Origin of the sequence: Pseudomonas sp. 2835 (assembly GCF_050435905.1) — a bacterium.
Lineage (GTDB): Bacteria > Pseudomonadota > Gammaproteobacteria > Pseudomonadales > Pseudomonadaceae > Aquipseudomonas.
In genome coordinates this window covers 53,581-76,029 of record NZ_JBNDLE010000002.1, presented here as the reverse complement: position 1 = coordinate 76,029, position 22,449 = coordinate 53,581, and the positions used below count along the sequence as shown (strand labels likewise).

19 protein-coding genes are annotated in these 22,449 nt (G+C 62.6%); 5 read left to right on the top strand and 14 right to left on the bottom strand.

Annotated elements, in window-relative coordinates; translation table 11 throughout:
• Nucleotides 1-19: 19 nt before the first annotated feature.
• Entirely contained in the window at nt 20-217 is a 198-nt protein-coding gene (locus tag ABIE20_RS02300) for a YbdD/YjiX family protein (protein ID WP_010226397.1), read from the bottom strand.
• Nucleotides 218-235: 18 nt separating this feature from the next.
• On the bottom strand, nt 236-2,302 hold the full coding sequence (locus tag ABIE20_RS02295; protein WP_429502477.1) for a carbon starvation CstA family protein: 2,067 nt from the start codon (nt 2,300-2,302) through the stop codon (nt 236-238).
• Between the two features lie 182 nt (nt 2,303-2,484).
• Between ABIE20_RS02295 and ABIE20_RS02290 the strand changes: the two genes are divergently transcribed.
• A complete protein-coding gene (locus tag ABIE20_RS02290; RefSeq protein WP_045195914.1) occupies nt 2,485-2,850 on the top strand; it encodes a PilZ domain-containing protein in 366 nt (121 codons plus the stop codon).
• Between the two features lie 263 nt (nt 2,851-3,113).
• A complete protein-coding gene (locus ABIE20_RS02285) occupies nt 3,114-4,634 on the top strand; it encodes a nucleobase:cation symporter-2 family protein (RefSeq protein ID WP_195885652.1) in 1,521 nt (506 codons plus the stop codon).
• A gap of 54 nt (nt 4,635-4,688) precedes the next feature.
• Here the strand turns inward: ABIE20_RS02285 and ABIE20_RS02280 are convergent, their stop codons facing one another.
• From ABIE20_RS02280 to radA, 8 genes are all read right to left on the bottom strand, one after another.
• Entirely contained in the window at nt 4,689-6,014 is a 1,326-nt protein-coding gene (locus ABIE20_RS02280; RefSeq protein WP_429502474.1) for a TolC family outer membrane protein, read from the bottom strand.
• Nucleotides 6,015-6,019: 5 nt separating this feature from the next.
• Nucleotides 6,020-7,354 (bottom strand): HlyD family type I secretion periplasmic adaptor subunit, encoded by a 1,335-nt coding sequence (locus ABIE20_RS02275; RefSeq protein ID WP_429502472.1) that lies wholly within the window; start codon nt 7,352-7,354, stop codon nt 6,020-6,022.
• Between the two features lie 2 nt (nt 7,355-7,356).
• The gene (locus ABIE20_RS02270) at nt 7,357-9,132 is read right to left on the bottom strand and encodes a type I secretion system permease/ATPase (RefSeq protein WP_429502470.1); all 1,776 of its coding nucleotides are present in this window, start codon (nt 9,130-9,132) and stop codon (nt 7,357-7,359) included.
• Between the two features lie 160 nt (nt 9,133-9,292).
• A complete protein-coding gene (locus ABIE20_RS02265) occupies nt 9,293-9,910 on the bottom strand; it encodes a heme acquisition protein HasA (protein WP_429502469.1) in 618 nt (205 codons plus the stop codon).
• A gap of 82 nt (nt 9,911-9,992) precedes the next feature.
• The gene (locus ABIE20_RS02260) at nt 9,993-12,683 is read right to left on the bottom strand and encodes a TonB-dependent hemoglobin/transferrin/lactoferrin family receptor (protein WP_429503001.1); all 2,691 of its coding nucleotides are present in this window, start codon (nt 12,681-12,683) and stop codon (nt 9,993-9,995) included.
• A 249-nt stretch (nt 12,684-12,932) separates the two neighbouring features.
• A complete protein-coding gene (locus tag ABIE20_RS02255; protein WP_429502467.1) occupies nt 12,933-13,931 on the bottom strand; it encodes a FecR family protein in 999 nt (332 codons plus the stop codon).
• A 68-nt stretch (nt 13,932-13,999) separates the two neighbouring features.
• Entirely contained in the window at nt 14,000-14,503 is a 504-nt protein-coding gene (locus ABIE20_RS02250) for an RNA polymerase sigma factor (protein WP_429502465.1), read from the bottom strand.
• 108 nt (nt 14,504-14,611) lie between these two features.
• Nucleotides 14,612-15,976 carry a DNA repair protein RadA gene (radA, locus tag ABIE20_RS02245; protein ID WP_429502463.1) on the bottom strand — a complete coding sequence of 455 codons (1,365 nt, stop codon included), beginning with the start codon at nt 15,974-15,976 and terminating at the stop codon, nt 14,612-14,614.
• A gap of 175 nt (nt 15,977-16,151) precedes the next feature.
• Here radA and mscL point away from each other — a divergent pair, with 175 nt between their 5' ends.
• Nucleotides 16,152-16,577, top strand: a complete 426-nt coding sequence (gene mscL, locus ABIE20_RS02240) for a large-conductance mechanosensitive channel protein MscL (RefSeq protein WP_045195899.1) — start codon at nt 16,152-16,154, stop codon at nt 16,575-16,577.
• 37 nt (nt 16,578-16,614) lie between these two features.
• Here mscL and ABIE20_RS02235 read toward each other — a convergent pair whose 3' ends face one another.
• Nucleotides 16,615-17,391: a ferredoxin--NADP reductase gene (locus ABIE20_RS02235; protein WP_429502461.1), complete on the bottom strand. Its 777-nt coding sequence runs from the start codon at nt 17,389-17,391 to the stop codon at nt 16,615-16,617.
• 356 nt (nt 17,392-17,747) lie between these two features.
• Here ABIE20_RS02235 and ABIE20_RS02230 point away from each other — a divergent pair, with 356 nt between their 5' ends.
• Entirely contained in the window at nt 17,748-18,452 is a 705-nt protein-coding gene (locus tag ABIE20_RS02230) for an autoinducer binding domain-containing protein (RefSeq protein ID WP_429502459.1), read from the top strand.
• A 93-nt stretch (nt 18,453-18,545) separates the two neighbouring features.
• The gene (locus tag ABIE20_RS02225; RefSeq protein WP_429502458.1) at nt 18,546-19,670 is read left to right on the top strand and encodes a methyltransferase; all 1,125 of its coding nucleotides are present in this window, start codon (nt 18,546-18,548) and stop codon (nt 19,668-19,670) included.
• Nucleotides 19,671-19,759: 89 nt separating this feature from the next.
• Here ABIE20_RS02225 and ABIE20_RS02220 read toward each other — a convergent pair whose 3' ends face one another.
• Genes ABIE20_RS02220 through ABIE20_RS02210 form a run of 3 tightly spaced genes read right to left on the bottom strand, consistent with a single transcriptional unit; the run spans nt 19,760 to nt 22,378 of the window.
• Nucleotides 19,760-19,915, bottom strand: a complete 156-nt coding sequence (locus tag ABIE20_RS02220; RefSeq protein WP_429502456.1) for a DUF2474 domain-containing protein — start codon at nt 19,913-19,915, stop codon at nt 19,760-19,762.
• A 12-nt stretch (nt 19,916-19,927) separates the two neighbouring features.
• Nucleotides 19,928-20,935 (bottom strand): cytochrome d ubiquinol oxidase subunit II, encoded by a 1,008-nt coding sequence (gene cydB / locus ABIE20_RS02215; protein WP_429502454.1) that lies wholly within the window; start codon nt 20,933-20,935, stop codon nt 19,928-19,930.
• Nucleotides 20,936-20,938: 3 nt separating this feature from the next.
• Nucleotides 20,939-22,378, bottom strand: a complete 1,440-nt coding sequence (locus ABIE20_RS02210; RefSeq protein WP_045195889.1) for a cytochrome ubiquinol oxidase subunit I — start codon at nt 22,376-22,378, stop codon at nt 20,939-20,941.
• Between the last annotated feature and the right edge of the window lie 71 nt (nt 22,379-22,449).

Below are 22,449 nucleotides of genomic sequence, written 5' to 3'. Positions count from 1 at the left end.
TAGCCTTGCGTGCCGTTGTTCAACAGCACTTGGGCCCACCCTTGCCGCCGTAACGAGCCTCCTGGCGTTCGCGGAAGAACTCCTCGTAGGTCATCACCGGCTTGTCCGGGTGCTTGGTCTGCATATGCTCGACGTAGTTGTCGTAGTCGGGCATGCCGACCATCAGGCGGGCTGCCTGCCCCAGGTACTTACCCAGTCGACCGAGATCGTTGAACATCACTGCATTCCTCTAGGGTTACGCATCCGGCAGGGCCTGGAACGGGGACTCTTTGTCAGTCCGCTCTTTTTTGCCCAGGGCAGCGATGCCGACCTTGAGGGCGAAGAACAGAATGCTGAAGACCACGAACAGGAACAGGCCGGTCAGGGCCGCGTTGGTGTAGGCGTTGAAGATCACGTGCTGCATCTGGCCGATGTCCTTGGCCGGGGCCAGTACTTGCCCGGCATCGAGCGCCACGCTGTACTTGTTGGCCAGCGCCAGGAAGCCGACCGCAGGGTTCGGGTCGAACAGCTTGATGAAGCCGGCGGTGGTGGTGCAGATCAGCAGCCATACCGCAGGCAGCAGGGTGACCCACATGTAGCGCTGGCGCTTCATCTTGATCAGTACAACGGTGCCGAGCATCAGGGCGATACCGGCGAGCATCTGGTTGGAGATACCGAACAGCGGCCACAAGGTATTGATGCCGCCCAGCGGATCGATCACGCCCTGGTACAGCAGGTAGCCCCAGAGCGCCACGCAACCGGCGGTGGCGAGCAAGTTGGCGCCCCACGATTCGGTGCGTTTGAGCGCAGGTACGAAGCTGCCCAGCAGGTCCTGGAGCATGAAGCGCCCGGCACGGGTACCGGCGTCCACCGCGGTAAGGATGAACAGCGCCTCGAACAGGATCGCGAAGTGGTACCAGAAGGCCATGGTGTTTTCACCCGGCAGCACCTGGTGAAGGATCTGCGCGATACCCACTGCCAGGGTCGGCGCACCGCCGGCACGGGCCAGGATGGTGTGCTCACCGATGTCCTTGGCGACCGCTTCCAGCGCATCGGGGGTAATGGCAAAGCCCCAGCTGCTGACGGTCTGCGCCACCGAGACGACATCAGAGCCGACCACTGCGGCCGGGCTGTTCATGGCGAAGTACACGCCTGGCTCGATCACCGAAGCGGCAACCATGGCCATGATCGCCACGAACGACTCCATGAGCATGCCGCCGTAGCCGATGTAGCGGGCGTTGACTTCGTTATCCAGCAGCTTGGGCGTGGTCCCCGAGGAGATCAGCGCATGGAAGCCCGATACCGCGCCACAGGCGATGGTAATGAACAGGAACGGGAACAGTGTGCCCTTCCACACCGGGCCGGTACCGTCGGTGAACTGGGTCAGCGCCGGCATTTTTAGCTCCGGTGCGATGATCAGGATGCCGATGGCCAGGCCAACGATGGTGCCGATCTTGAGGAAGGTCGACAGGTAGTCACGCGGCGCCAGCACCAGCCATACCGGCAGTACTGCGGCAACGAAACCGTAGCCCACCAGCATCCAGGTGATCTGCACGCCGGTGAAGGTGAACGCCGGGCCCCAGACCGGGTCGGCGGCAACCTGGCCCCCCAGCCAGATCGACAGCAACAGCAGCACCACACCGATCAGCGAGATCTCGCCGATATGGCCCGGGCGGATGTAGCGCATGTAGATGCCCATGAACATCGCGATCGGGATGGTCGCCATTACCGTGAACATGCCCCATGGGCTCTCGGCCAGGGCCTTGACCACGATCAGCGCCAGCACCGCGAGGATGATGATCATGATCAGGAAGCAGCCGAACAGGGCAATGGTGCCCGGGATCCGGCCCATTTCTTCACGGACCATGTCGCCCAGCGAGCGGCCGTTACGGCGGGTGGAAAGGAACAGGATCATGAAGTCCTGGACCGCACCGGCCAGTACCACCCCGGCAATCAGCCAGAGGGTACCGGGCAGGTAGCCCATCTGCGCCGCCAGCACGGGGCCGACCAAGGGGCCGGCACCGGCAATCGCGGCGAAGTGGTGACCGAAAAGAATGTGTTTGTTGGTCGGCACGTAGTCCAGACCGTCGTTGTTAACCACCGCCGGGGTAGCCCGACGCGGGTCCAGCTGCATCACCTTGGTGGCGATGAACAGGCTGTAGTAGCGGTAGGCGACCAGGTAGATAGCCACCGAAGCGACGACGATCCACAAGGCGTTGATGGCCTCGCCACGACGCAGGGCGACCACACCCAGCGCACAGGCTCCTATGACTGCCAGCGCCAGCCACGGAATGTGGCGTAGCAGGCTATTATTGTTGTTCATGGTTTGCTTCCAGCTAGTGGATAAAAGACAGCCTTTCGAGTCTAGCGATACTGGCAGGAAAGGCCAGCCCCCACGTTGGTCTAGAGCCCTCCAGCGTGGTTGAACAAATCTCGTTATGCGCCCTTGCGCGGGCCTTGGCAAGTGCTGAGCTATAGTCAGGAAGAACCCCGGAGTGCCTGAACATGAGCGACCACCAAGAACGTCGACGTTTCAAACGCATTGCCTTCGACGCCCCCACCGAACTGGTGCAAGGCGAACACCGTTGGCAGGTCAGCCTGCTGGACATCTCCCTCAAGGGCATATTGATCGAATACCCCGAACCCTGGGACGCCGACCTCGAAGAGCTGTTCGATGCGGTGATTCACCTGGGTGAAGGCGCGCAGGTCGAGATGCAGGTGCAACTGCGCCATATCGATGAACAGCAGCTCGGCTTTATCTGCCTGCATATCGACCTGCCTTCGCTGGAGCATCTGTGCCGCCTGATCGAGCTTAATCTGGCCGATCGCACCGAACTGGAGCGCGAGTTCCACCAACTGATCGAAGTTTAGAAACTCTTAGCTTCCTACCTACCTTCCTCCAAATACCTTTCTTGTCCGTTTGGACAGCTTTATAGCCAGCCCCACGGTGCCCGCACGAGGCCCTGTGGCGCTGGCCTGTGGCTCTTGGAACAGAATCTGCATCCAGCCCTGAAGCCAAACCACGGGTAGGACTGTTCCTACGCAAATCTAAAAATTGTATACAATTGTTCTGGCATTACCGTGTAGGACTTGTCTACAGTAGCGCCACAACAATAAAACTGAGAACTTGCCCCATGAATACGTCCTCCCCTAGCACGTCTTCAGCCCAGCGTCCCGAAGACGAGAACCTGGGCCTTGGCGCCAACCTGGCTTATGGCCTGCAGCATGTTCTGACCATGTACGGCGGTATCGTCGCCGTGCCGTTGATCCTCGGCCAGGCGGCCGGCCTGGGCCCTGCCGATATCGGCCTGCTGATCGCCGCGTCGCTGTTTGCCGGTGGCCTTGCCACCCTGCTGCAAACCCTCGGCCTGCCGTGGTTCGGTTGCCAGTTGCCGCTGGTGCAGGGCGTATCGTTCGCCGGTGTGGCAACCATGGGCGCAATTCTCAGCAGTGAAGGCGGTGGTGGCTTGCCCGGGGTACTGGGCGCGGTCATGGCGGCGTCGCTGATCGGCTTTCTGATTACTCCGGTGTTCTCGCGGATCACCAAGTTCTTTCCGCCGCTGGTGACCGGCATCGTCATCACCACCATCGGCCTGACTCTGATGCCAGTGGCCGCGCGCTGGGTGATGGGTGGCAACAGCAAGGCGCCGGATTTCGGCAGCATGGCCAATATCGGCCTGGCCGGGCTGACCTTCGTCATCGTCCTGGTGCTGAGCAAGCTGGGCAGCGCGACCATTTCGCGGTTGTCGATCCTGCTGGCCATGGTGATCGGCACCCTGATCGCCTGGTCGCTGGGCATGGCTGACTTCAGCAAGGTCCTCGACGGCCCGCTGGTGGCGATGCCAACACCGTTCCACTTCGGCATGCCGACCTTCCACATCGCCGCCATCCTGTCGATGTGCATCGTGATCATGGTGACCCTGGTGGAAACCTCGGCGGACATCCTCGCAGTCGGTGAAATCATCGACACCAAGGTCGACTCCAAACGCCTGGGTAACGGCCTGCGCGCCGACATGGCCTCGAGCATCCTGGCGCCGATTTTCGGCTCCTTCACCCAGAGCGCCTTCGCCCAGAACGTCGGCCTGGTCGCCGTGACCGGGGTCAAGAGCCGCTACGTGGTAGCCACCGGCGGGGTGATCCTGGTAGTGCTTGGTCTGCTGCCAATCATGGGCCGGGTGATTGCCGCAGTGCCGACCTCGGTACTCGGTGGCGCCGGCATCGTGCTGTTCGGCACCGTCGCCGCCAGCGGTATCCGCACCCTGTCCAAGGTCAGCTACAAGAACAACGTCAACCTGATCATCGTCGCCGCCTCCCTGGGCTTCGGCATGATCCCGATCGCTGCGCCAAACTTCTACGCGCAGTTCCCCAACTGGTTCGAGACCATCTTCCACTCCGGCATCAGCTCGGCGGCGATCATGGCCATCGTCCTCAACCTGGTGTTCAACCACTTCACCACCGGTAACTCCGACCAGCAGTCGGTGTTTGCTGCCGCTTACGAACGCACCATCCACTACTCGGATATCTCCGCCCTGCGCGATGGTGACTACTTCGAAGACGGCAAGCTGTTCAACGCCGAGGGCAAGGAAGTGCCGGTGATGAGCGAGGGCGAGCATGGAGAACCGCCGGCGCGACGAGAGACGGTTTCGGAACACTGAATGAGTTAGCAGTTGAATCTTCGGGGCCGGTGCACATGCACCGGCCTTTTTGTTTCAGCGCGAAGCAAAGTAGCCATTGAGTTGTTGCAAGTCCTGCGGCTCCAGCACCCCGGCCAGGTAACGCAACTGCAGCCAGGCGCGCAGGTAGTCGTAGCGCGCCTGGGCCAGGTCGCGGCGGGCGCTGTAGAGCTGCTGCTCGGCATCCAGCACGTCGAGGTTGACCCGCTCACCACCTGCCACGCTTTTGCGCGTTGCGGTAATCAAACCGCGGGCGGATTTGACTGCCAGTTCATAGGCACGGATCTTCGCCGTGCTGCTGGCGCAGAGGTTGAACTGCTTGCGCAACTGGTTGACGGTATCGGCGATCTGCCCGTCGAGGCTGAAACGCGCACTGTCACGCTCGGCAGCAGCCTGGCGGGTAGAGGCCGACACCCCGCCGCCGGCGAACAGCGGCAGGCTGAACTGGATGCCGATGCTGTCGGTGTCATAGCGCTGGTCGTAGCTGCTTTCCGAGCTTGAGCTGGACTTGCCGGTGCTGGCGTAGGCACTCAGGGTCGGCAGGTGGCCGGCGCGCTGGCGCTCGACAGCGTAGTCGGCGGCAACCAGGGCGTGACGCTGGGAGGCCAGTTCGGCATTGTGGGCCACGGCAAGATCCCGCCAGCTTTCGAAGCGTAGCGGCTGCAAGGGTTGAACCCGGAACTCGCCACTCAAGGGCGCCAGGTCGGCGACGTCCAGCGGCTCGCCGATGATCGCCTGCAAGGTACGCAGGGCTGCATCAAGGTTGTCGCCGGCTTCGATTTCCTGAGCCTGGGCCAGTTCGTAACGGGCCTGGGTTTCCAACAGGTCGGTGCGGGTGCCCTCGCCACCCTTGAGCAGGCGCCGGTTCAGTTGCAGTTGCTCGGCATAGGCGCGGCGCTGGGCCTGGGCCAGGGCGATCTGTTCGTTGGCGAACAAGGCTTCGCTGTAGGCGGCGAACACCCGTACCGCCAGTTCCTGGCTGCGGCCACGAAAGCGCTCGTCGGCCAACAGCGCCTTGGCCACACCCTGGCGGTATTCGGCCCAGGCGCCGTAGTCGAACAGCGGCTGTTGCAAGGTCAGGGTCGAGGTGTAGCTGCGGTAGTCACGCTGGCTGGTGACGTTGCCGCGGGCGTTGGTCTGGGTCACTTCGGAATCGTTGCGGGCATTGTTGTAGCGGTAGGACAGGTTCGGCAGCAGCGCCGCGCGGCCAATGGCGCGACTTTCAAGGCCGGCATCGCGCTCGGCGATGGCAGCATGGAAGGTCGGATCGTTGCGCAGAGCCAGGGCATAGGCATCGCCCAGGTCCACGGCGGTGGCCGACAGGCTGGTGCCCATTAGAAGCAGGCAACACATCACACGCATCGACATCATTCCTCTGCCAGGGCGACATGCACCCGGTCGGTCAACGGCTTGAACAGATAATTGAGCATCGAGCGCTCGCCGGTACGCACGAAGGCTTGCACCGGCATGCCGGGGCGGATGTCCTGGCCGGCCAGTTGCTGCAAGCCAGCATCGCTGACCTTGGCGCGCACCTGGTAATAGGGCTGCTGGGTTTGCTCATCGACCAGGCGATCGGCCGAGACCAGGGTCAGCTCGCCCTCCACCCGCGGAGTCTTGCTCTGGTTGAAGGCGACGAACATGATTTCCACCGGCAGGCCCGGATGCAGGCGATCGACCAGCTCCACTGGCGCGCGGGCATCGATCAGCAAGGGCGCGTCCCTCGGGACGATCTCCATCAGTTGCTGACCACGGGCAATCACCCCGCCATTGGTGAACACGCTCAGGCCCACCACCGTGCCGCTGGCCGGTGCGCGCAGCTGGGTGTTGGCCAGTTCGAAGGCGGCGCTGCGCAGGCGGTTGCCGAGGTCTTCTGCGCTGGACTGCATGTCGCTCAACTGCTGGCCGACCTCGCGCTGATATTCCTGCTGACGCTGGGCCATGCGCAGTTTCAGCTCCAGCACCTGGCGGCGGGTGCGACCGATATTGCCCAGGTCTTCGGAGATCGCGCCGTTGATCTGGGCGTACAGGCGTTCACTGTCGAGCAGGCGGTTGCGCGGGATGTAGCCGTCACGGGCCAGTTCGCGCAGGCCCTGCAGTTGCTCATCGAACGCAGCGCGTTGTTCCTGCTTGTGGCTCATAGAGCCCTGCACACCGGCGAGCATGGCCTCGGCGCCGGCGATGTTCTCGCGCAGGCCGGCCAGCTCCATGTCCAGCGACTGGCGTCGGCTGCTGCGCAATTGGCGCTGCAGCTCAAGGGCGGTGGCGACCCAGGGTTCAGTGGCCAGCGCCTGCAGCTCGGCCGGGAAGGTGATGCTGGCCAGGCCGTCGCGCTCGGCCTGCAGGCGCGCTTCACTGGCTCGGGCGTTGACGTATTGCACCCGCAACGAATCGTGCTGAGCCTGGGCCTGGGTGGCGTCCATCTGCACCAGCACCTGGCCGCCACTGACGCTGTCGCCATCGCGTACCAGCAGGCGTTCGATGGTGCCGCCGGTGGGATGCTGCACGGCCTGGCGACTGCCGGCGACCACCACGTTGCCCGACACCGGCACGCCTTTATCCAGCGGCGCCAGGGCTGCCCAGAGGATGAAACCGCCAAAGCCGCCGAGCACCAGCCAGCGGCCCAGACGGCTGTGACGGTGAGCATTGAGGCTCAACAGGTTGTCAGCAGTGGCATGGGCGTGAAGCGACTGAGGGGCGGTCATGTTCAAGATCTCGGGGAGCCGTAGCTCATGCTGACGCTGGTTGCGCTGCGCAATGCTGTAGTCGGAGCAGGCATGGGAATGCCGGCCGGTTTGTGGCTGCGCTGCAAATCCTGCAGCACCCGCGCGGTCGGGCCGAAGGCCTGCATCTGGCCGTTCTGCAGCACCAGCAGTTTGTCTACCGCCGCCAGCAGGCTGGATTTATGGGTAATCAGGATCAGCGTGCGCTGCTGCGCCTTGACCTGGCGGATCGCCTCGAGCAGCGCGCGTTCGCCGAAGTCATCGAGATTGGAGTTGGGTTCATCAAGCACGATTAGCGCCGGCAGGCCGTACAACGCCCGGGCCAGGCCAATGCGCTGGCGCTGGCCACCGGACAGTCCCGCCCCGCCTTCACCGAGCTGGGTGTCGTAGCCGTTGGGCAGTTTCAGGATCAGCTCGTGGACACCGGCCAGTTGCGCGGCAGCCACTACCTGGTGCGAATCCACTTCACCCAAACGGGCGATATTCTCGGCAATGCTGCCGGCGAACAACTGCACATCCTGGGGCAGGTAACCGATGTGGGCACCGAGCAGGCTCTTGTCCCAGTGCTGTAACTCGGCGCCATCCAGGCGCACCTTGCCGGCTGCCGGTGTTGCGGCGCCAACCAGCAGCCGCGCCAGGGTCGACTTGCCCGAGCCTGACGCGCCAATGATGCCCAGGCTATCGCCGGCCGCCAGCTCGAAGCCGAGATTGGCCAGGCATGGCTTGCGCGTGCCCGGCTGCAGGGCGCTGAGTTGCTCCACCAGCAAGCGCCCGCCAGGTACCGGCAACGGCATACCGGGCGCACGCGGTGGCTGCTCGCTGAGCAGGGTGTGCAAGCGTTCATAGGCCTGGCGTGCCGCCCCCCACTGGCGCCACACGGCAATCAGTTGGTCGATCGGCGCCAGCACCCGGGCCATAAGGATGGAACCGGCGATCATCATCCCCGGGGTGATCAGTTGCTCGATCGCCAGCCACGCCCCCAGGCCCAGCACCAGTGATTGCAGGGCCAGGCGCAGGCTCTTGGACACGGCGGTTACCGCCGCCGTGCGTTCGCTGCCGAGGTTCTGGCGCAGGAGAAACCCGTGGTGCAATTGGGCCCAGCGCTGGCGCACCGCCGCCAGCATGCCCATCGCCTCCATCACCTCGGCATTGCGCAGGTTGGCGCCGGCCTGCTGCCCGGCCTGCTGCGCCAACTGCCCGGCTTCGGCGAACGGCGCCTGGGTCAGGCGCTCGTTGACCCAGGCGAGAATCGTCAACAGCACCGCGCCCACCAACGCCATCAAACCCAGCCATGGGCTGAACAGGAACATCACCAGCAGGTACACCGGGAACCATGGCGCATCGAAAAAGGCGAACAGCGCCTGGCCGGTGGCGAACTGGCGCAAGGTGGTCAGGTCGCTCAACACCTGGTTCGCCGCGCCCTTGTGGCCAGCCAGGCTGGCTTGATAAGCGGCCTCGAACACCCGTGGGTTCAGGCGCATGTCCATCTGCGTGCCGAGGCGGATCACCACCAGGCTGCGCACCCATTCCAGCAGGCCCATGAAGGCGAACAAGCCCAGCACCATCAGGCTGAGCATCAGCAGGGTCATCTCGTTGCCCGAAGACAGCACCCGGTCGTAAACCTGCAGCATGTACAGCGCCGGCGCCAGCATCAGCAGGTTGATCACCGCAGTGAACAGGCCGATGTTGGCAAAGCCGGCGCGGCAGGCCTTGAGCGCCTGCAACACTTCGTTGCCAGGGCGGGAGCGGGTGGTTTTCATGAACGACCTCAACAAGGCAAGCTTGCGGGCGATTGACCTCGCCGGCGCAGGCTCGCAGAATTCGCACCACCGCCACCTGGGCCCGGCAAAGACGCAGGCGGCGGGGTAAGCAAGCAGCGAATGGAGGAGTGATCTTCCATTCGCTTTTTTTTGCCTGGGGTCAGGCAGCCAGGGCGAAGTCCTCGGCCAGTGCCTGGACACCCACCACATCGGCCGAAGCCACGCTCAGCGGGCCGCCGGCCAGGGCAGCACTGATGGCATCGAAGGTGTCGTCGGTAGACACGCCGTAGCCGGCCAGCAAGTTGTCCAGCACGCCTTCCAGGGCCGAGGTGTTGCCTTGCATCAGGCCGTAGATCACGCTCTGCACTTCGTTGCCGGCACGACCGGCGCCCAGCGCGGCGTCCAGGTCCAGGCCGTTGAAGCTGACCACGTAGTTACTCAGGGTGAAGTCGCTGCCACCGCCGCCGCCCAGCACCTGCCCCAGGGAAACGTTGTCCAGTTCGCCCCACAGGTAGTGGTTGAGGTTGTCACCGGCTGGCAGTCCACGGTCGAACACATAGTGCAGACCATTGGCGGTGTTGCTGTCGGCGATGAATGCGTAGTCGGAGCCCTGGCCACCGTGGGTGGCGTACTGGTCACCGCTCAGGCTGCCGTTGCTGAAGCCGCCGGTATTGCTTTGTCCATGACCTGCAGTGACGAAGCCCGAGGTCCAGAACGCCAGGTAGTCATCGATCGACGAGCTGGAGAAGGCGGCATCGTAAGTAACGGAAAGAGTCATAACGGTTCCTCGTTGCATTGCATGATTGCGAAGGCGTGTTCCCTGCCTTCGTGTCGCCCGACATGGGCAAACCCGGTGTGGATCAGAATTTGTATTCGAGCATCCCGCTCAAGGTCCGGCCGCGGGCCAGCGACAGGTTGTCGGTGTCGCCCATGGCCACGAAGTAGGCTTCGTCGGTGGCGTTCTCCAGCGACAGCGCCAGGTTCAGGCTCGGCGTCATCCAGTAGCTGGCGTACAGGTCGTAGACTTTGTATTTGGGCCACTGCGCCTGGTCGATCAGGCGGTAGCCGTGGTCATTGAGGTTCTCGCCGTTGCCTTTGCTGTAGCGCAGACGAGCGCCGACATCGAGGGTGCGGTCAAGAAAGCGCATGCCCACCGTCAGCGAGCCGCGATCTGCCGGCATGTAGCTGGCGTTGCCCATGATGTGGCCGCAGCTGACAGTCTGGTCGAGGTCGGCAGCGTCCTCGGCCCGCGAAACGCGCACCGGCAACATGATCACGCGGCTGCCCACCCGCACCGGGCGCAGCACCGTCCCGGCGCTGACCAGACGCTGCCCTCCCCCCATGTACAACTGCTTCGAGCAGAAATCGTTGCTGCCAATCATGTGGGTATAACTGAGCTGGCTGTAGTAACGCCCGGCGTCGTAGTCGAGGCTGTATTCGACCCCGCGAAAACGCGTCTGCTCCAGGTTGTTCTGATAGGCCGAACGCCCGAGTGAAGTCCCCAGTGCAGAGGCGCCGGGCACATCGGCGTTGACATCCATGAACGAGAAGTTGTCGATGCGGGTGTCGAAATAGGCGACCTTGGCGCCAAAGCGATCACCTTCCTGCAGCAGCGATTCCTTGAACAGGTTCACCCCCAGTTCCCAGTTGTGCGACTCCTCGGGCTTGAGGAAGGGGTTGGGATAGAGCATCTCGCTACCGCCACCATGGGGACGGCCGCTCATGAATACTTCAGTCACGGACGGCGGACGCCAGCCACGTCCCCAGCGGGTGTAGACCTGCATCCAGTCGACACCGGGCTTCACCGCAATGCCGAAGGTGGGCGAGAAACGACCCTGCTCCTGTTCTTCGTCAAAGATCAGGTGAGTCTGCACGCGTTGAAGGTTTTCACCTGTGACACCCCTTGGATACATCCAAGTGGTGATACCGGTTTCGCCGGTGAGACGGTAACGGTCGTAGCGCAATCCGGCATCGACCGTCAGCCAGTCGCCATGCTCGTACTGCACATCACCGAACAGGCTGGCCATGATGCGCTTGCCTTCTGGCGTAGTGCCCTGGACGTACGGCAAGGCCTGTTCATTAGGAGCCGGATTGCGGTTGGTGTCCGGCTTGAAACTGTCCTGGAACAGCTCGGTACCGTAGTTGAAGGTGATCTTGTCGGCATCGCCCAGGTAGAAGCGCGAAGTGTTTTGCAGCTGCAGGCCCCAGGTATCGGTCTGAAAACGATCGTCATACGCCTCGACGCGGTTGTTGCTGCTGGCGGAGGCATCGTTGCCCGCATTCCAGCGATCCTGCCGGGTCGAGACGAAGTACAGCTTGGCCTTCAGATCGACCAGGTCGTTGTCCGGGCTGTAGCTGTAATCGAGCGAGGCATTGCGGGCGTTGAAATCACTGCTACCGGTACGCTTGTAATAGAACTGGCGGGTCTGATTGTCGTAATAGGTCCAGGCATCCTTGCTGTCCGTGTCGGTTTCCATGTAGTTGAGCTGCAGGCGCTGGTCATTGGCCAGGTTCAGGCCCAGCTTGAGCATTTGCGAGCGAGTGACGCTGCCGGTCTCGCCGACTTCGGAGTGCAGCCAGTCCTTCCAGGCTTCGGGATAGCTGGTCTTGCCGCGGATCTGGGTGCCGAGGTTGTCAGCGTTATTGGTCCCGGCGCGGTAGTCACCGAAATGCCGTTCACTGACGCCGAGCAGTACATCACCCAGCTCATTGCCGAAGGCAAACAATGCGCTGCCGTTGAAGTGGGTGCCATTGCCCAGCTCGCCGATACCGTTGCCCGCGCGCAGGCGGCCGCCATACTCCTTGTCAGGGCCGAGAAAATCACTGGCCTGCACTGTATTGAAGCTGGCGATACCGCCAATGACACCAGCACCACCCATGCCCGCCTGGGTGCCTTTTTCGATCTCGATGGAGCTGATGAACTCCGGGTCGATGAACATCACCCCGTTGCGCTGCTGGTGGCCATTGACGTTGAAGTTCTGGCGCATGCCGTCGATGTTCATGTTGACCCGGCCATAGTCCTGCACGCCGCGAATGTTCACCGACAGCCCCGGATCGCGCTGGTTGACCGCGGTGTAGACGCCGGCGGTTTCTTCGAGCATGTCAGCGGCATGGCGCGGTGGGCGCTTGTCGATCTGCTCGCGGGTAATGACGCTGACCGAAAGCGGCGTCTGGTAGACCCAGTCGGCGTCGCTGTTGGAGTCGACATGGGTGGTACCCAGCTCGAGGGTCTGGCCATCATCACTGACCCGCTCCAGGCCGACCCGGTCGGCGCCGCTGAAGCGATAGCGCACGGGCGAGCCGCGCAACAACAGGCCGAGCCCTTGCTGGGCCGAGTGCTCGCCACGCAGGCCGTCACTGCGCAGGCCAGCCAGCTTGCGGCTGTCGAAAAATACCTGGACCCCAGCCTGTTCGGCGAATGCCAGCACGGCGCTGTCCAGCGCCTGGGCGGGAATGTCGAAGTGAATCAGTGCGGTTCGCTGGCTCGGGTGAGCGGACTCGGCTGCCTGCACGCTGCCGATCCCCATCGGCAAGGTCCAGGCACCCAGCATCAGGCTGCTGGCAAGGGCTACCCGACCGAACGGCCGGGTGCGTCGTTGTTGTTGATTGCTCACGTCTGTTGCTCGCTGTGTTGGCGTTTTCTAGTAATGAAAATCAATCTCAACAAACAGACGTGCAACGCGGGAAAAGTCAGTAAAGAAAATTCAAAAGAATTTTAACCGGCCAGATTCAGACGCCGCAGGTAAGCGAAACGCCAGTTTCGTGGAAAACAGCGCTACCGACAATCGGCCACGCGCCACTCAATAGATCAGGGTCAGCCCGGGCAGGTCGAGGCGGCTGGCCTTGAGCTCGTCGGTCAGCATGGCCAGCGCGGCATCGAGGTTGTCCAGGCGAAACATGCCGCTGACTTCACGCCGGGCCAGGGCCTGATCGGTGATTAGCACGTGCCCGCCACGATAGCGATTGAGCTGTGCGGCCACCTCGGCCAGCGGTTCGCGCTCGAACACCAGCACGCCGCGCTGCCAGGCGCTGGCGCGACGCACGTCATGCTCAAGCCACGGGCGAATGCCATGGGCGGCGTCGTAGCGCAGGCTTTGGCCTTCCTTGAGCACCTGCTCGGAACTGCCCGCTTGCGGGGTGGCCTGCAAGGTCACGGCAACACTGTGTTCGAGCATGCCGACCCAGGTGCCGCCGTCAGGCTCGGGGCCCACCACGAAACGCGTGCCCAGGGCGCGACTGCTGCCCCCTGCCCGCTCGACCACAAAGGGCCGTTGTTCAGCGCCAGAAACCGGTGCAACGGTGAACACTGCTTCACCGGCCAGCAGGCGCACGCGGCGCTCGCTGTCGTTATAGGCCAGCTCGATGCCACTCTGGCTGTCGAGGTCGACCTGACTGCCATCGGGCAACGTCACCTGGCGAACCTCGCCCTTGGCCGTTGCGTAGTCGGCGCGCAATGCCAGCGCAAGGCTGGGCGCCTGCACGAGCCCCACCACCGCCAGCACCAGCAGCGCCGCCGTACTCAACGCCCAGCGCAGGCGTGAACGGCGCCGGCGCCCGGCCAGTGGGCGAGCCGCCATAGAAGGCACGCTGGGTGCCGGCTGATCCATACGGCCAAGACGGCCGAGATCAGCCCAGGTCGCCTGGGCAAAATCCAGCGCCTGAGCATGGCGCGGATCAACGGCCAACCAGCGCGCCAGCGCCAGCGCCTGCTCGGGGGTCAACGGGCCGGCGCTGCGCAGCACCGCCCACTCGGCGGCCTGCTCGCGAATGGCTTGCTCTGGCAAGTTCTGGCTGGTCACACGGTTCTCTCGAATTCTGGTTATGTGAGTGCTGACGTCTGAAGGCGCATTTCCCAGTAAACCGTTCGTCATCCTGGTTCCTGCAGACACTGCATCACATAGGCCAGGGCCTTGGCCAGATGCTTCTGTACCGAGCTGTCGGAAATATCCAGCGCCCGCGCCACCTCGGCGTGGGTCATACCCTCGAGGCGGTTCAAGCGAAACACATCCTGGGTGCGTGGCGGCAAGTCGGCCAGGGCCCTGCGCAAGCGGCGCATGTGTTGTTCAGTGGCGGCGTTTTCGTCCAGGCCAGGACTGTCTTCAATAATGGTTTCCAGCGCCTCATGAGGCACCGAATCGGTCTTGCGCCGTTGCTGCTGGCGCACGTGATCGATCATCAGGTTGTGCGCAGTGCGATAGAGGTAGGCCGGGGTGTTGTCGATCCGTTCGCGGCCCTGTTGCTCGGCCAGGCGCAGGAAGCTTTCCTGCACCAGGTCGGCGGCCAGTTGCGGGTCACGCACCTTGCGCGTCAACAACCCCTGCAAGGTTTTCGCGTGCTTGAGGAACAGCCGCTTCAAGTCGGACTCCGCCACGCGAACTCCCTGTGGATGGCCGGAAAGAAGGCGGTATGCTACTCGTTAGTGAGAATCAGTTGCAACTTCACCCCGGCACGCATTGCACGCGCCGGGATGCGAAGATCACTAGAACAGCGCGTCCAGCGCCTGTTCAAGGCGGGTCACAGCAATCACCTGCAGCCCAGGTGGCGCTTCCTTCGGGGCGTTGCCCTTGGGCACGATGGCGCGCTTGAAGCCATGCTTGGCCGCTTCCTTCAACCGCTCCTGGCCGCTCGGCACCGGTCGCACTTCACCAGACAAGCCAACCTCGCCAAACACCAGCAGGCCGTTGTCCAGCGGACGGTTGCGCAGGCTGGACATGATCGCCGCCATCAGCGCCAGGTCGGAGGCCGTCTCCAGCACCTTGACCCCGCCGACCACGTTGAGGAACACGTCCTGGTCATGGGTAGGGATGCCGCCATGGCGATGCAGCACCGCCAGCAGCATGGCCAGGCGGTTCTGGTCCAGGCCCAGGGTGACCCGCCGCGGGTTGGACAGGTGGCTGTCGTCGACCAGCGCCTGGACCTCCACCAGCATCGGCCGGGTACCCTCCCAGGTGGCCATGACCACACTGCCAGGTACTTCTTCCTGGGCACGCGTAAGAAAGATCGCCGAGGGGTTGGAGACTTCCTTCAGGCCACGGTCGGTCATGCCGAACACGCCCAGTTCGTTGACCGCGCCAAAACGGTTTTTCACTGCGCGCAGCAGGCGTAGGCGGCCGTCGGACTCACCTTCGAAATACAGCACGGTATCGACCATGTGCTCGAGCACCCGTGGCCCAGCCAGCGCGCCTTCCTTGGTCACATGACCGACCAGGAAGATCGCCGTGCCACTTTGCTTGGCATAACGCACCAGCAAGGCTGCGCTTTCGCGCACCTGGGACACGCCACCGGGGGCGGACTGCAACTGCTCGGTAAAGATGGTCTGGATCGAGTCGATAACCATCACCTTGGGCTTTTCGACCCGGGCGGTGGCGATGATGGTCTCGATGCAGGTTTCGGTCATCACCCGCAGTTTGTCCTGGGGCAGGCCCAGGCGTCGGGCGCGCATGGCTACCTGCTGCTGGGATTCCTCGCCAGTGACGTACAGCGCCGGCATGCGCGTGGCGATGTTGCACAGGGTTTGCAAGAGGATGGTCGACTTACCGATGCCCGGGTCGCCGCCGATCAGCACCACCGAACCGTCAACCAGGCCGCCACCGAGCACCCGGTCGAGTTCGGCGCTGGCGGTGGTGAAGCGCGGGATTTCTTCGACGCTAACTTCGGCCAGGGTCTTGATCTGTGCCTGCTGCCCGGCCCAGCCGGTGCGCCCGCTCGGTGCTGCGGCCGCGCCACTCTCCAGCACGGTCTCGACCAGGGTGTTCCAGGCGCCGCATTCAGCGCATTGCCCGGCCCATTTCGGAAAGGTCGCGCCGCACTCGGTGCAGCCGTACATGCGCTTGGCCTTGGCCATGGGGACGGTCCTCTGGAAAAAGGCACCATCATAGCCGACCTCGGGCGCCCCGGCGGGCAGAGAAAACGACAAAACTATTCGATATAACCGCAGTCTGTTGCAGCAGCGCGGAGCATGAAGCGCATAGCTGAATTACACTGCGGTTACCCAAATCATCTGTTACAAGGAATAAAACATGGGCGTGCTCAATGAATTCAAGGCCTTCGCGGTCAAAGGGAATGTCGTCGATATGGCCGTCGGTATCATTATCGGCGCCGCCTTTGGCAAAATCGTTTCATCTTTTGTAGGTGACGTGATCATGCCACCTATCGGTTTGCTGATCGGCGGAGTCGATTTCAGTGACCTGGCGGTAACCCTCAAGGCCGCTGAAGGCGACATACCGGCCGTAGTGCTGGCCTATGGCAAATTCATCCAGACCATCCTCGACTTCATCATCGTCGCCTTCGCGATTTTCATGGGCGTCAAGGTCATCAACCGCCTGAAACGCGAAGAAGCCGCCGCGCCAACCCTGCCGCCGGTACCGACCAAAGAAGAAGAGCTGCTCACCGAGATTCGCGACCTGCTCAAGTCGCAGAATCAGCAACCCAGAGATCCAGTGTAAAAAAAACGGCGCCTGCGGGCGCCGTTTTCGTTCCTGCTTACCAGTAAGTCTCGACAGCTACCTGACCGGGTCGCCGGCTGAGGCTCAGATTCATGTCCCGTTGCTTGAGCACCTTGCGGGTGTCGTCGATCATCTGCGGGTTGCCGCAAAGCATTACCCGCGAGTGTTCCGGGGTCAGCGCCAGGCCGGCCGCGCGCTCCAGTTCTCCATTCTCGATCAGGGTGGTGATGCGCTGGTTCAGCGCTCCGGGATGCTGCTCGCGGGTGACAATCGGGATGAACTGCAACTTGCCGGCATATTCAGCCAGGTAATCGCGCTGCTCCAGACCTGCGATCAGTTCCAGGTAGGCCAGCTCGCGAGCTTCACGCACCGAATAGACCAGCTTGATCGACTCGAACCGCTCCCATACTTCGAAGTCCTGAAGGATCGACAGGAACGGCGCAATGCCGGTGCCAGTTGCCAGTAGCCACAGGTCGCGACCGTCGACAAATCGGTCGAGGGTCAGGTAACCGAAGGCCTGGCGATCGATCAACAAACTGTCGCCGGCGCCCAGGCGGCTCAGTTCACTGGTGAACTCACCGCCCGGCACCACAATGGAAAAGAAATCCAGGTGCTCGTCGAACGGCGAGGACACCATCGAGTAGGCGCGCCAGACCACACTGCCGTCTGCCTTGGTCACCCCAAGACGGGCGAACTGGCCGGCACGAAAGCGAAAGCCCTGGTCACGGCTGGTACGCAAGCTGAACAGGCTGGGGGTCAGCGGCTGGACGTCGAGCAGCGTCTGGCGGGTGAACTTTTCAGCACTGGCAGTCATGACTTACTCCAAAGAACAGATGCCCCAGTGTCGCGCAAACACCGCGGGATAAACACCGTTGGTTTGTAGTGGCATCTGCCGCTGCTGCTGTGCGGGGAACACAGCCGGTGCCTGTGAAGGCGAAACCACGATGTCATAACACTTGAACAGTGACTGGGGAAAATCACAAGGTATGTCCGGTGATAGCCCAATGATTTCGAACTGATATCAAATAATTACGCACTGCGCTCTAAAGAACAGCCCTGTAGAAATGTTCACATTTCTATAGCCAAAAAACCCAACAAAACCGTGGGACATTTCCTACACTACGTTGCACCTTGCCAGATCTTGGATCCACCCATCGAGAGAAAGCTCCCATGCCGCACTGGAAAGAACAGCAACTGGAACAGTTGCTCGCCGAAACCGATGAACAACGGATGTTTGATCTCGCGGTTTCCCTGGCCCAGCAACTGGACATGGAGTACCTGTGTTTCGGCATGCGTGTGCAAATCGCGACCTTCGCCCCGCAGCTACGATTATTCAACAACTATCCCACCGCCTGGAACGAACGGTACCAACACTGCAACTACCTGGACATCGATCCCACTGTCGCCCATTGCCACCGCTCCTTGATGCCGTTGCTGTGGAACGATGAGCTGTTCCGAGAGACGCCCGAATTCCGCGAAGAAGCCAAGTCTCATGGGCTGTGTCACGGCTGGAGCCAGTCGGCACACGACATGCGTCACAACGAAAGCATTCTCAGCATCGTCCGCAGCCAGCGCGCCATCGGCCTCGACGAGCTGTACGACAAGGCTGGCCAGACCATCTGGCTGTGCAACCTGCTGCATACGTTGATGATTGACCGCCAACCCGGGCAGGCAACGCCGACCTACAACCTGTCCGAGCGCGAAAGCGAAGTACTCAAGTGGTCGGCCGCCGGCAAGACCGCCGCCGATATCGCCTGCATCCTCTCGTTGTCGCAAAGCACGGTGAATTTTCACATCCGCAGCATCTTCACCAAAACCAACGCCAGCAACAAAGCCGGTGCAATCGCCATTGCAGCGATGAATGGCCTGATCTGAGCCAACGCCCCCGCCCCCTGCAAAGCACGGTAGAATCACGGCCCTGTAGAGCGCGCCGCGCGCACGCACATCAATGCCCCAGAGCCTTACACCATGCCCCTGCTGACCAGCCCCTTCGCCGAACTCGACCTGCTTCGCCAGCCCGAGCAAGCCAACGATCCCCTGCAAGCCTTCGATGCTGCCGACGAATACCTGCTGGAGCACCTGGCCGAACAGGCACCTGCCGCGACCAGCCGGGTACTAGTGCTCAACGACAGCTTCGGCGCCCTGGCCATCAGCCTGGCGGCGCATGTGTCAGTGCTCAGCAGCGGCGATTCGCACCTGGCGCATCTGGCCCTGGAAAAGAACCTGGTGCGCAATGGCCTGGCCTTCGACGCGGTGCCGTTCGTGGCGGCCAGCAATACCTGGCAAGGCCCGTTTGACTGTGTACTGGTACGCGTGCCGAAGACCCTGGCGTTGCTTGAAGAACAACTGATCCGCCTGCAGGGCCAACTCGCGCCCGGTGCCCAGGTGGTTGCCGGGGCCATGATCAAGCACTTGCCACGGGCTGCTGGCGATCTGCTGGAGAAGTACATCGGCCCGGTGCAAGCATCCCTGGCGAAGAAAAAGGCCCGTCTGCTGATTGCCACCTTTGAGGCCAAGCCGGCGTTCGTTTCGCCCTACCCGACCCGCTACCAACTCGACGCGCCACGCCTCGAACTGCTCAACCACGCCAACGTGTTCTGCCGCGAAGGCCTGGATATCGGCACCCGGGCGTTCCTCCCGCACCTGCCCAAAGACCTCGGCAGTGCCCGGGTCGCGGACCTGGGTTGCGGCAATGGCGTGCTGGCCATTGCCAGCGCCCTGGCCAACCCGCAGGCGCAGTACACCCTGGTCGATGAATCGTACATGGCCGTGCAGTCAGCGCTGGAGAACTGGCAGGCAGCATTGGGCCAGCGTGAAGTCACGGTACGCGCCGACGACGGCCTGGCCGGGCAGCCTGCGCAGTCGCTGGATGTGGTGCTGTGCAATCCGCCGTTCCATCAACAGCAGGTAGTCGGTGACTTCCTCGCCTGGCGGATGTTCCAGCAAGCGCGCGAGGCGCTGGTGGTCGGTGGCGCGCTGTATATCGTCGGCAATCGTCACCTGGGTTATCACAGCAAGCTGGCGCGGTTGTTCCGTGGGGTCGAACAGGTGGCGGCGACGCCCAAGTTCGTGGTGCTCAAGGCGCATAAATAGGCCAGCGATGAGGCCCTAAAAAAAACCCTCCGCAGCGAATGCTGCGAAGGGCTGTAAATCCGCCGCAAGGCGGGATGGGAAATAGCGTGTCAGTGCGTGCTCAGTCCGGCCGCACTCATGAACAGGCGCATCAGCCAGGCGACCAGGGCCAGGCTCACCACGCTGCCGACCCAGATCGCCACCAACCAGCCCAGGCGCTGCCAGAGCGGTTTCTTCTCTTCGTCAATCGTGCCTTTGCCAGTCATTGCCATGCTCCCCTAGTGGTAGCCATCTTCGTGGGTCACCTTGCCGCGGAACACGTAGTAGCTCCAGAAGGTGTAACCGAGGATGAACGGGATGATGAACAAGGTCCCGACCAGCATGAAACCCTGGCTTTGCGGCGGCGCGGCAGCGTCCCAGATCGAAATCGACGGCGGGATGATGTTCGGCCACAGGCTGATGCCCAGGCCGCTGTAGCCGAGGAAGATCAGCACCAGGGTCAGCAGGAACGGGGTGTAGTGAGCGTTACGCGCCACCGCCCGGAGCAAGCCGTAAAGGGTTACCAGCACCAGGATCGGTACCGGCAGGAACCAGAACAGGTTGGGCAAGCTGAACCAGCGCTCGGCAATGTCCGGGTGGGCCAAAGGCGTCCAGATACTGACGATACCGGTCACTGCCAGCAGCACCAGGGCCAGCGGACGCGCCAGATCGTGCATCTGCAGTTGCAGCTTGCCTTCGGTCTTCATGATCAGCCAGGTGCAGCCGAGCAAGGCGTAGGCAACGATCAGGCCCAGGCCGCAGAACAGGCTGAACGGGGTCAGCCAGTCAAGGCTGCCGCCGGCGTAGTTGCGATCGACCACCTTGAAGCCTTCGATGAAGGCGCCCAGGGCTACGCCCTGGAAGAAGGTAGCCGCCAGCGAGCCGCCGATGAAGGCCTTGTCCCACAGGTGGCGCTTGGCCGCAGTAGCCTTGAAGCGGAACTCGAAGGCCACGCCGCGAAAGATCAGCCCGATCAGCATCAGCATCAACGGCAGGTACAGCGCTGAAAGGACCACGGCGTAGGCCAGCGGGAAGGCGCCGAACAGCGCCGCGCCACCGAGCACCAGCCAGGTTTCGTTACCGTCCCAGACCGGGGCGACGGTGTTCATCATCACATCGCGGTCCTGCTCGCCCTTGACGAAGGGGAAGAGGATGCCGATGCCCAGGTCAAAGCCGTCCATGACCACGTACATCATGATGCCGAAGATGATGATGATGGCCCAGATAAGCGGAAGATCAACACCCATGGTTCAGTTCCCCTTGTTCAGGCTGGCGTGCTCGCCATTGTCATGATCGTCATCGGCGGCAGACAGCGGCCGTGCCGGGGTACGTTGCTGGCCGGGGCCACCGGGGTTGGTCTCGTCGCCCTCACCGGTTTTCGGCCCTTTGCGCACCAGGCGCATCATGTAGCCAAGGCCGGTACCGAACAGCGCGAAGTAGACCACCACGAACATCACCAGGGTCAGGCCGAGCTGGCCGTAACTGTGGTTCGAGGCGCCATCGGCGGTGCGCATCAGGCCGTAGACCACCCAGGGCTGACGACCGATCTCGGTGGTGAACCAGCCGGCGAGGATCGCGATCAGGCCGGAGGGGCCCATCCACAAGGTCAGGTACAGGAACGGCCGCGAGCTGTAGAGCTTGTCGCTCTTGCGCAGCCACAGGCTCCAGAGGCCGACGAAGATCATCAGCATGCCAAGGCCGACCATGACCCGGAACGACCAGAAGACGATGGTCGAGTTAGGCCGGTCTTCTTTCGGGAACTCCTTCATCGCCGGCACTTGCTTGTCCAGGCTGTGGGTCAGGATCAGGCTGCCCAGCGCCGGGATTTCCACCTTGAAGCGGGTGGTCTCGGCTTCCATGTCGGGGATGCCGAAGAGGATTAGCGGGGTCGGTTCGCCCGGCTTGTTCTCCCAGTGGCCTTCGATCGCGGCGATTTTCACCGGCTGGTGCTTGAGGGTGTTGAGGCCGTGGAAGTCGCCGATCACCGCCTGTACCGGGGCGACGATCAGGGCCATCCACATGGCCATCGAAAGCATCTTGCGAATCGCCGGGTTATCGCGGCCGCGCAGCAAGTGCCAGGCGGCCGAGGCGCCGACAAAGAACGCTGTAGCAACAAAGGCGGCAGTCGCCATGTGCGCCAGGCGGTAAGGGAACGACGGGTTGAAGATCACCGCGAACCAGTCCACCGGCACGACCACGCCGTTGACGATTTCGTAGCCCTGGGGGGTTTGCATCCAGCTGTTGGAGGCGAGGATCCAGAAGGTCGAGATCAAGGTGCCGATGGCCACCATGACCGTAGCGAAGAAGTGCAAGCCACGGCCGACGCGGTTCCAGCCAAAGAGCATGACGCCAAGGAAACCGGCTTCGAGGAAGAAGGCGGTGAGAACTTCATAAGTGAGCAGCGGCCCGGTGACGGAGCCGGCGAAATCGGAGAACTTGCTCCAGTTGGTGCCGAACTGGTAGGCCATGACCAGGCCTGAAACCACCCCCATGCCGAAGTTGACGGCAAAGATTTTCGACCAGAAATGGTAAAGGTCACGGTAGACGCTGTTGTTGCTCTTCAGCCACAGCCCTTCGAGAACAGCCAGGTAGCTCGCCAGGCCAATGGTGATGGCCGGGAACAGGATGTGAAAGGACACGGTAAACGCGAACTGAATTCGGGCGAGATCTAGAGCCTCTAATCCGAACATAGTGCTTCCTCTGTCAGGTAATCCGGCGTCAGGCGGTGGCCTCGGCGCCAACTGCCCCCACGGTAGTTGAG

Coding starts and splice junctions, on each gene's coding strand:
- ABIE20_RS02285 (WP_195885652.1), top strand. CDS start 3,114: ATGAATACGTCCTCCCCTAGCACGTCTTCAGCCCAGCGTCCCGAAGAC.
- ABIE20_RS02210 (WP_045195889.1), bottom strand. CDS start 22,378: ATGTTCGGATTAGAGGCTCTAGATCTCGCCCGAATTCAGTTCGCGTTT.
- mscL (WP_045195899.1), top strand. CDS start 16,152: ATGGGCGTGCTCAATGAATTCAAGGCCTTCGCGGTCAAAGGGAATGTC.
- ABIE20_RS02235 (WP_429502461.1), bottom strand. CDS start 17,391: ATGACTGCCAGTGCTGAAAAGTTCACCCGCCAGACGCTGCTCGACGTC.
- ABIE20_RS02230 (WP_429502459.1), top strand. CDS start 17,748: ATGCCGCACTGGAAAGAACAGCAACTGGAACAGTTGCTCGCCGAAACC.
- ABIE20_RS02290 (WP_045195914.1), top strand. CDS start 2,485: ATGAGCGACCACCAAGAACGTCGACGTTTCAAACGCATTGCCTTCGAC.
- ABIE20_RS02275 (WP_429502472.1), bottom strand. CDS start 7,354: ATGACCGCCCCTCAGTCGCTTCACGCCCATGCCACTGCTGACAACCTG.
- ABIE20_RS02280 (WP_429502474.1), bottom strand. CDS start 6,014: ATGCGTGTGATGTGTTGCCTGCTTCTAATGGGCACCAGCCTGTCGGCC.
- ABIE20_RS02220 (WP_429502456.1), bottom strand. CDS start 19,915: ATGACTGGCAAAGGCACGATTGACGAAGAGAAGAAACCGCTCTGGCAG.
- ABIE20_RS02295 (WP_429502477.1), bottom strand. CDS start 2,302: ATGAACAACAATAATAGCCTGCTACGCCACATTCCGTGGCTGGCGCTG.
- ABIE20_RS02265 (WP_429502469.1), bottom strand. CDS start 9,910: ATGACTCTTTCCGTTACTTACGATGCCGCCTTCTCCAGCTCGTCGATC.
- ABIE20_RS02225 (WP_429502458.1), top strand. CDS start 18,546: ATGCCCCTGCTGACCAGCCCCTTCGCCGAACTCGACCTGCTTCGCCAG.
- cydB (WP_429502454.1), bottom strand. CDS start 20,935: ATGGGTGTTGATCTTCCGCTTATCTGGGCCATCATCATCATCTTCGGC.
- radA (WP_429502463.1), bottom strand. CDS start 15,976: ATGGCCAAGGCCAAGCGCATGTACGGCTGCACCGAGTGCGGCGCGACC.
- ABIE20_RS02300 (WP_010226397.1), bottom strand. CDS start 217: ATGTTCAACGATCTCGGTCGACTGGGTAAGTACCTGGGGCAGGCAGCC.
- ABIE20_RS02270 (WP_429502470.1), bottom strand. CDS start 9,132: ATGAAAACCACCCGCTCCCGCCCTGGCAACGAAGTGTTGCAGGCGCTC.
- ABIE20_RS02260 (WP_429503001.1), bottom strand. CDS start 12,683: ATGCTGGGTGCCTGGACCTTGCCGATGGGGATCGGCAGCGTGCAGGCA.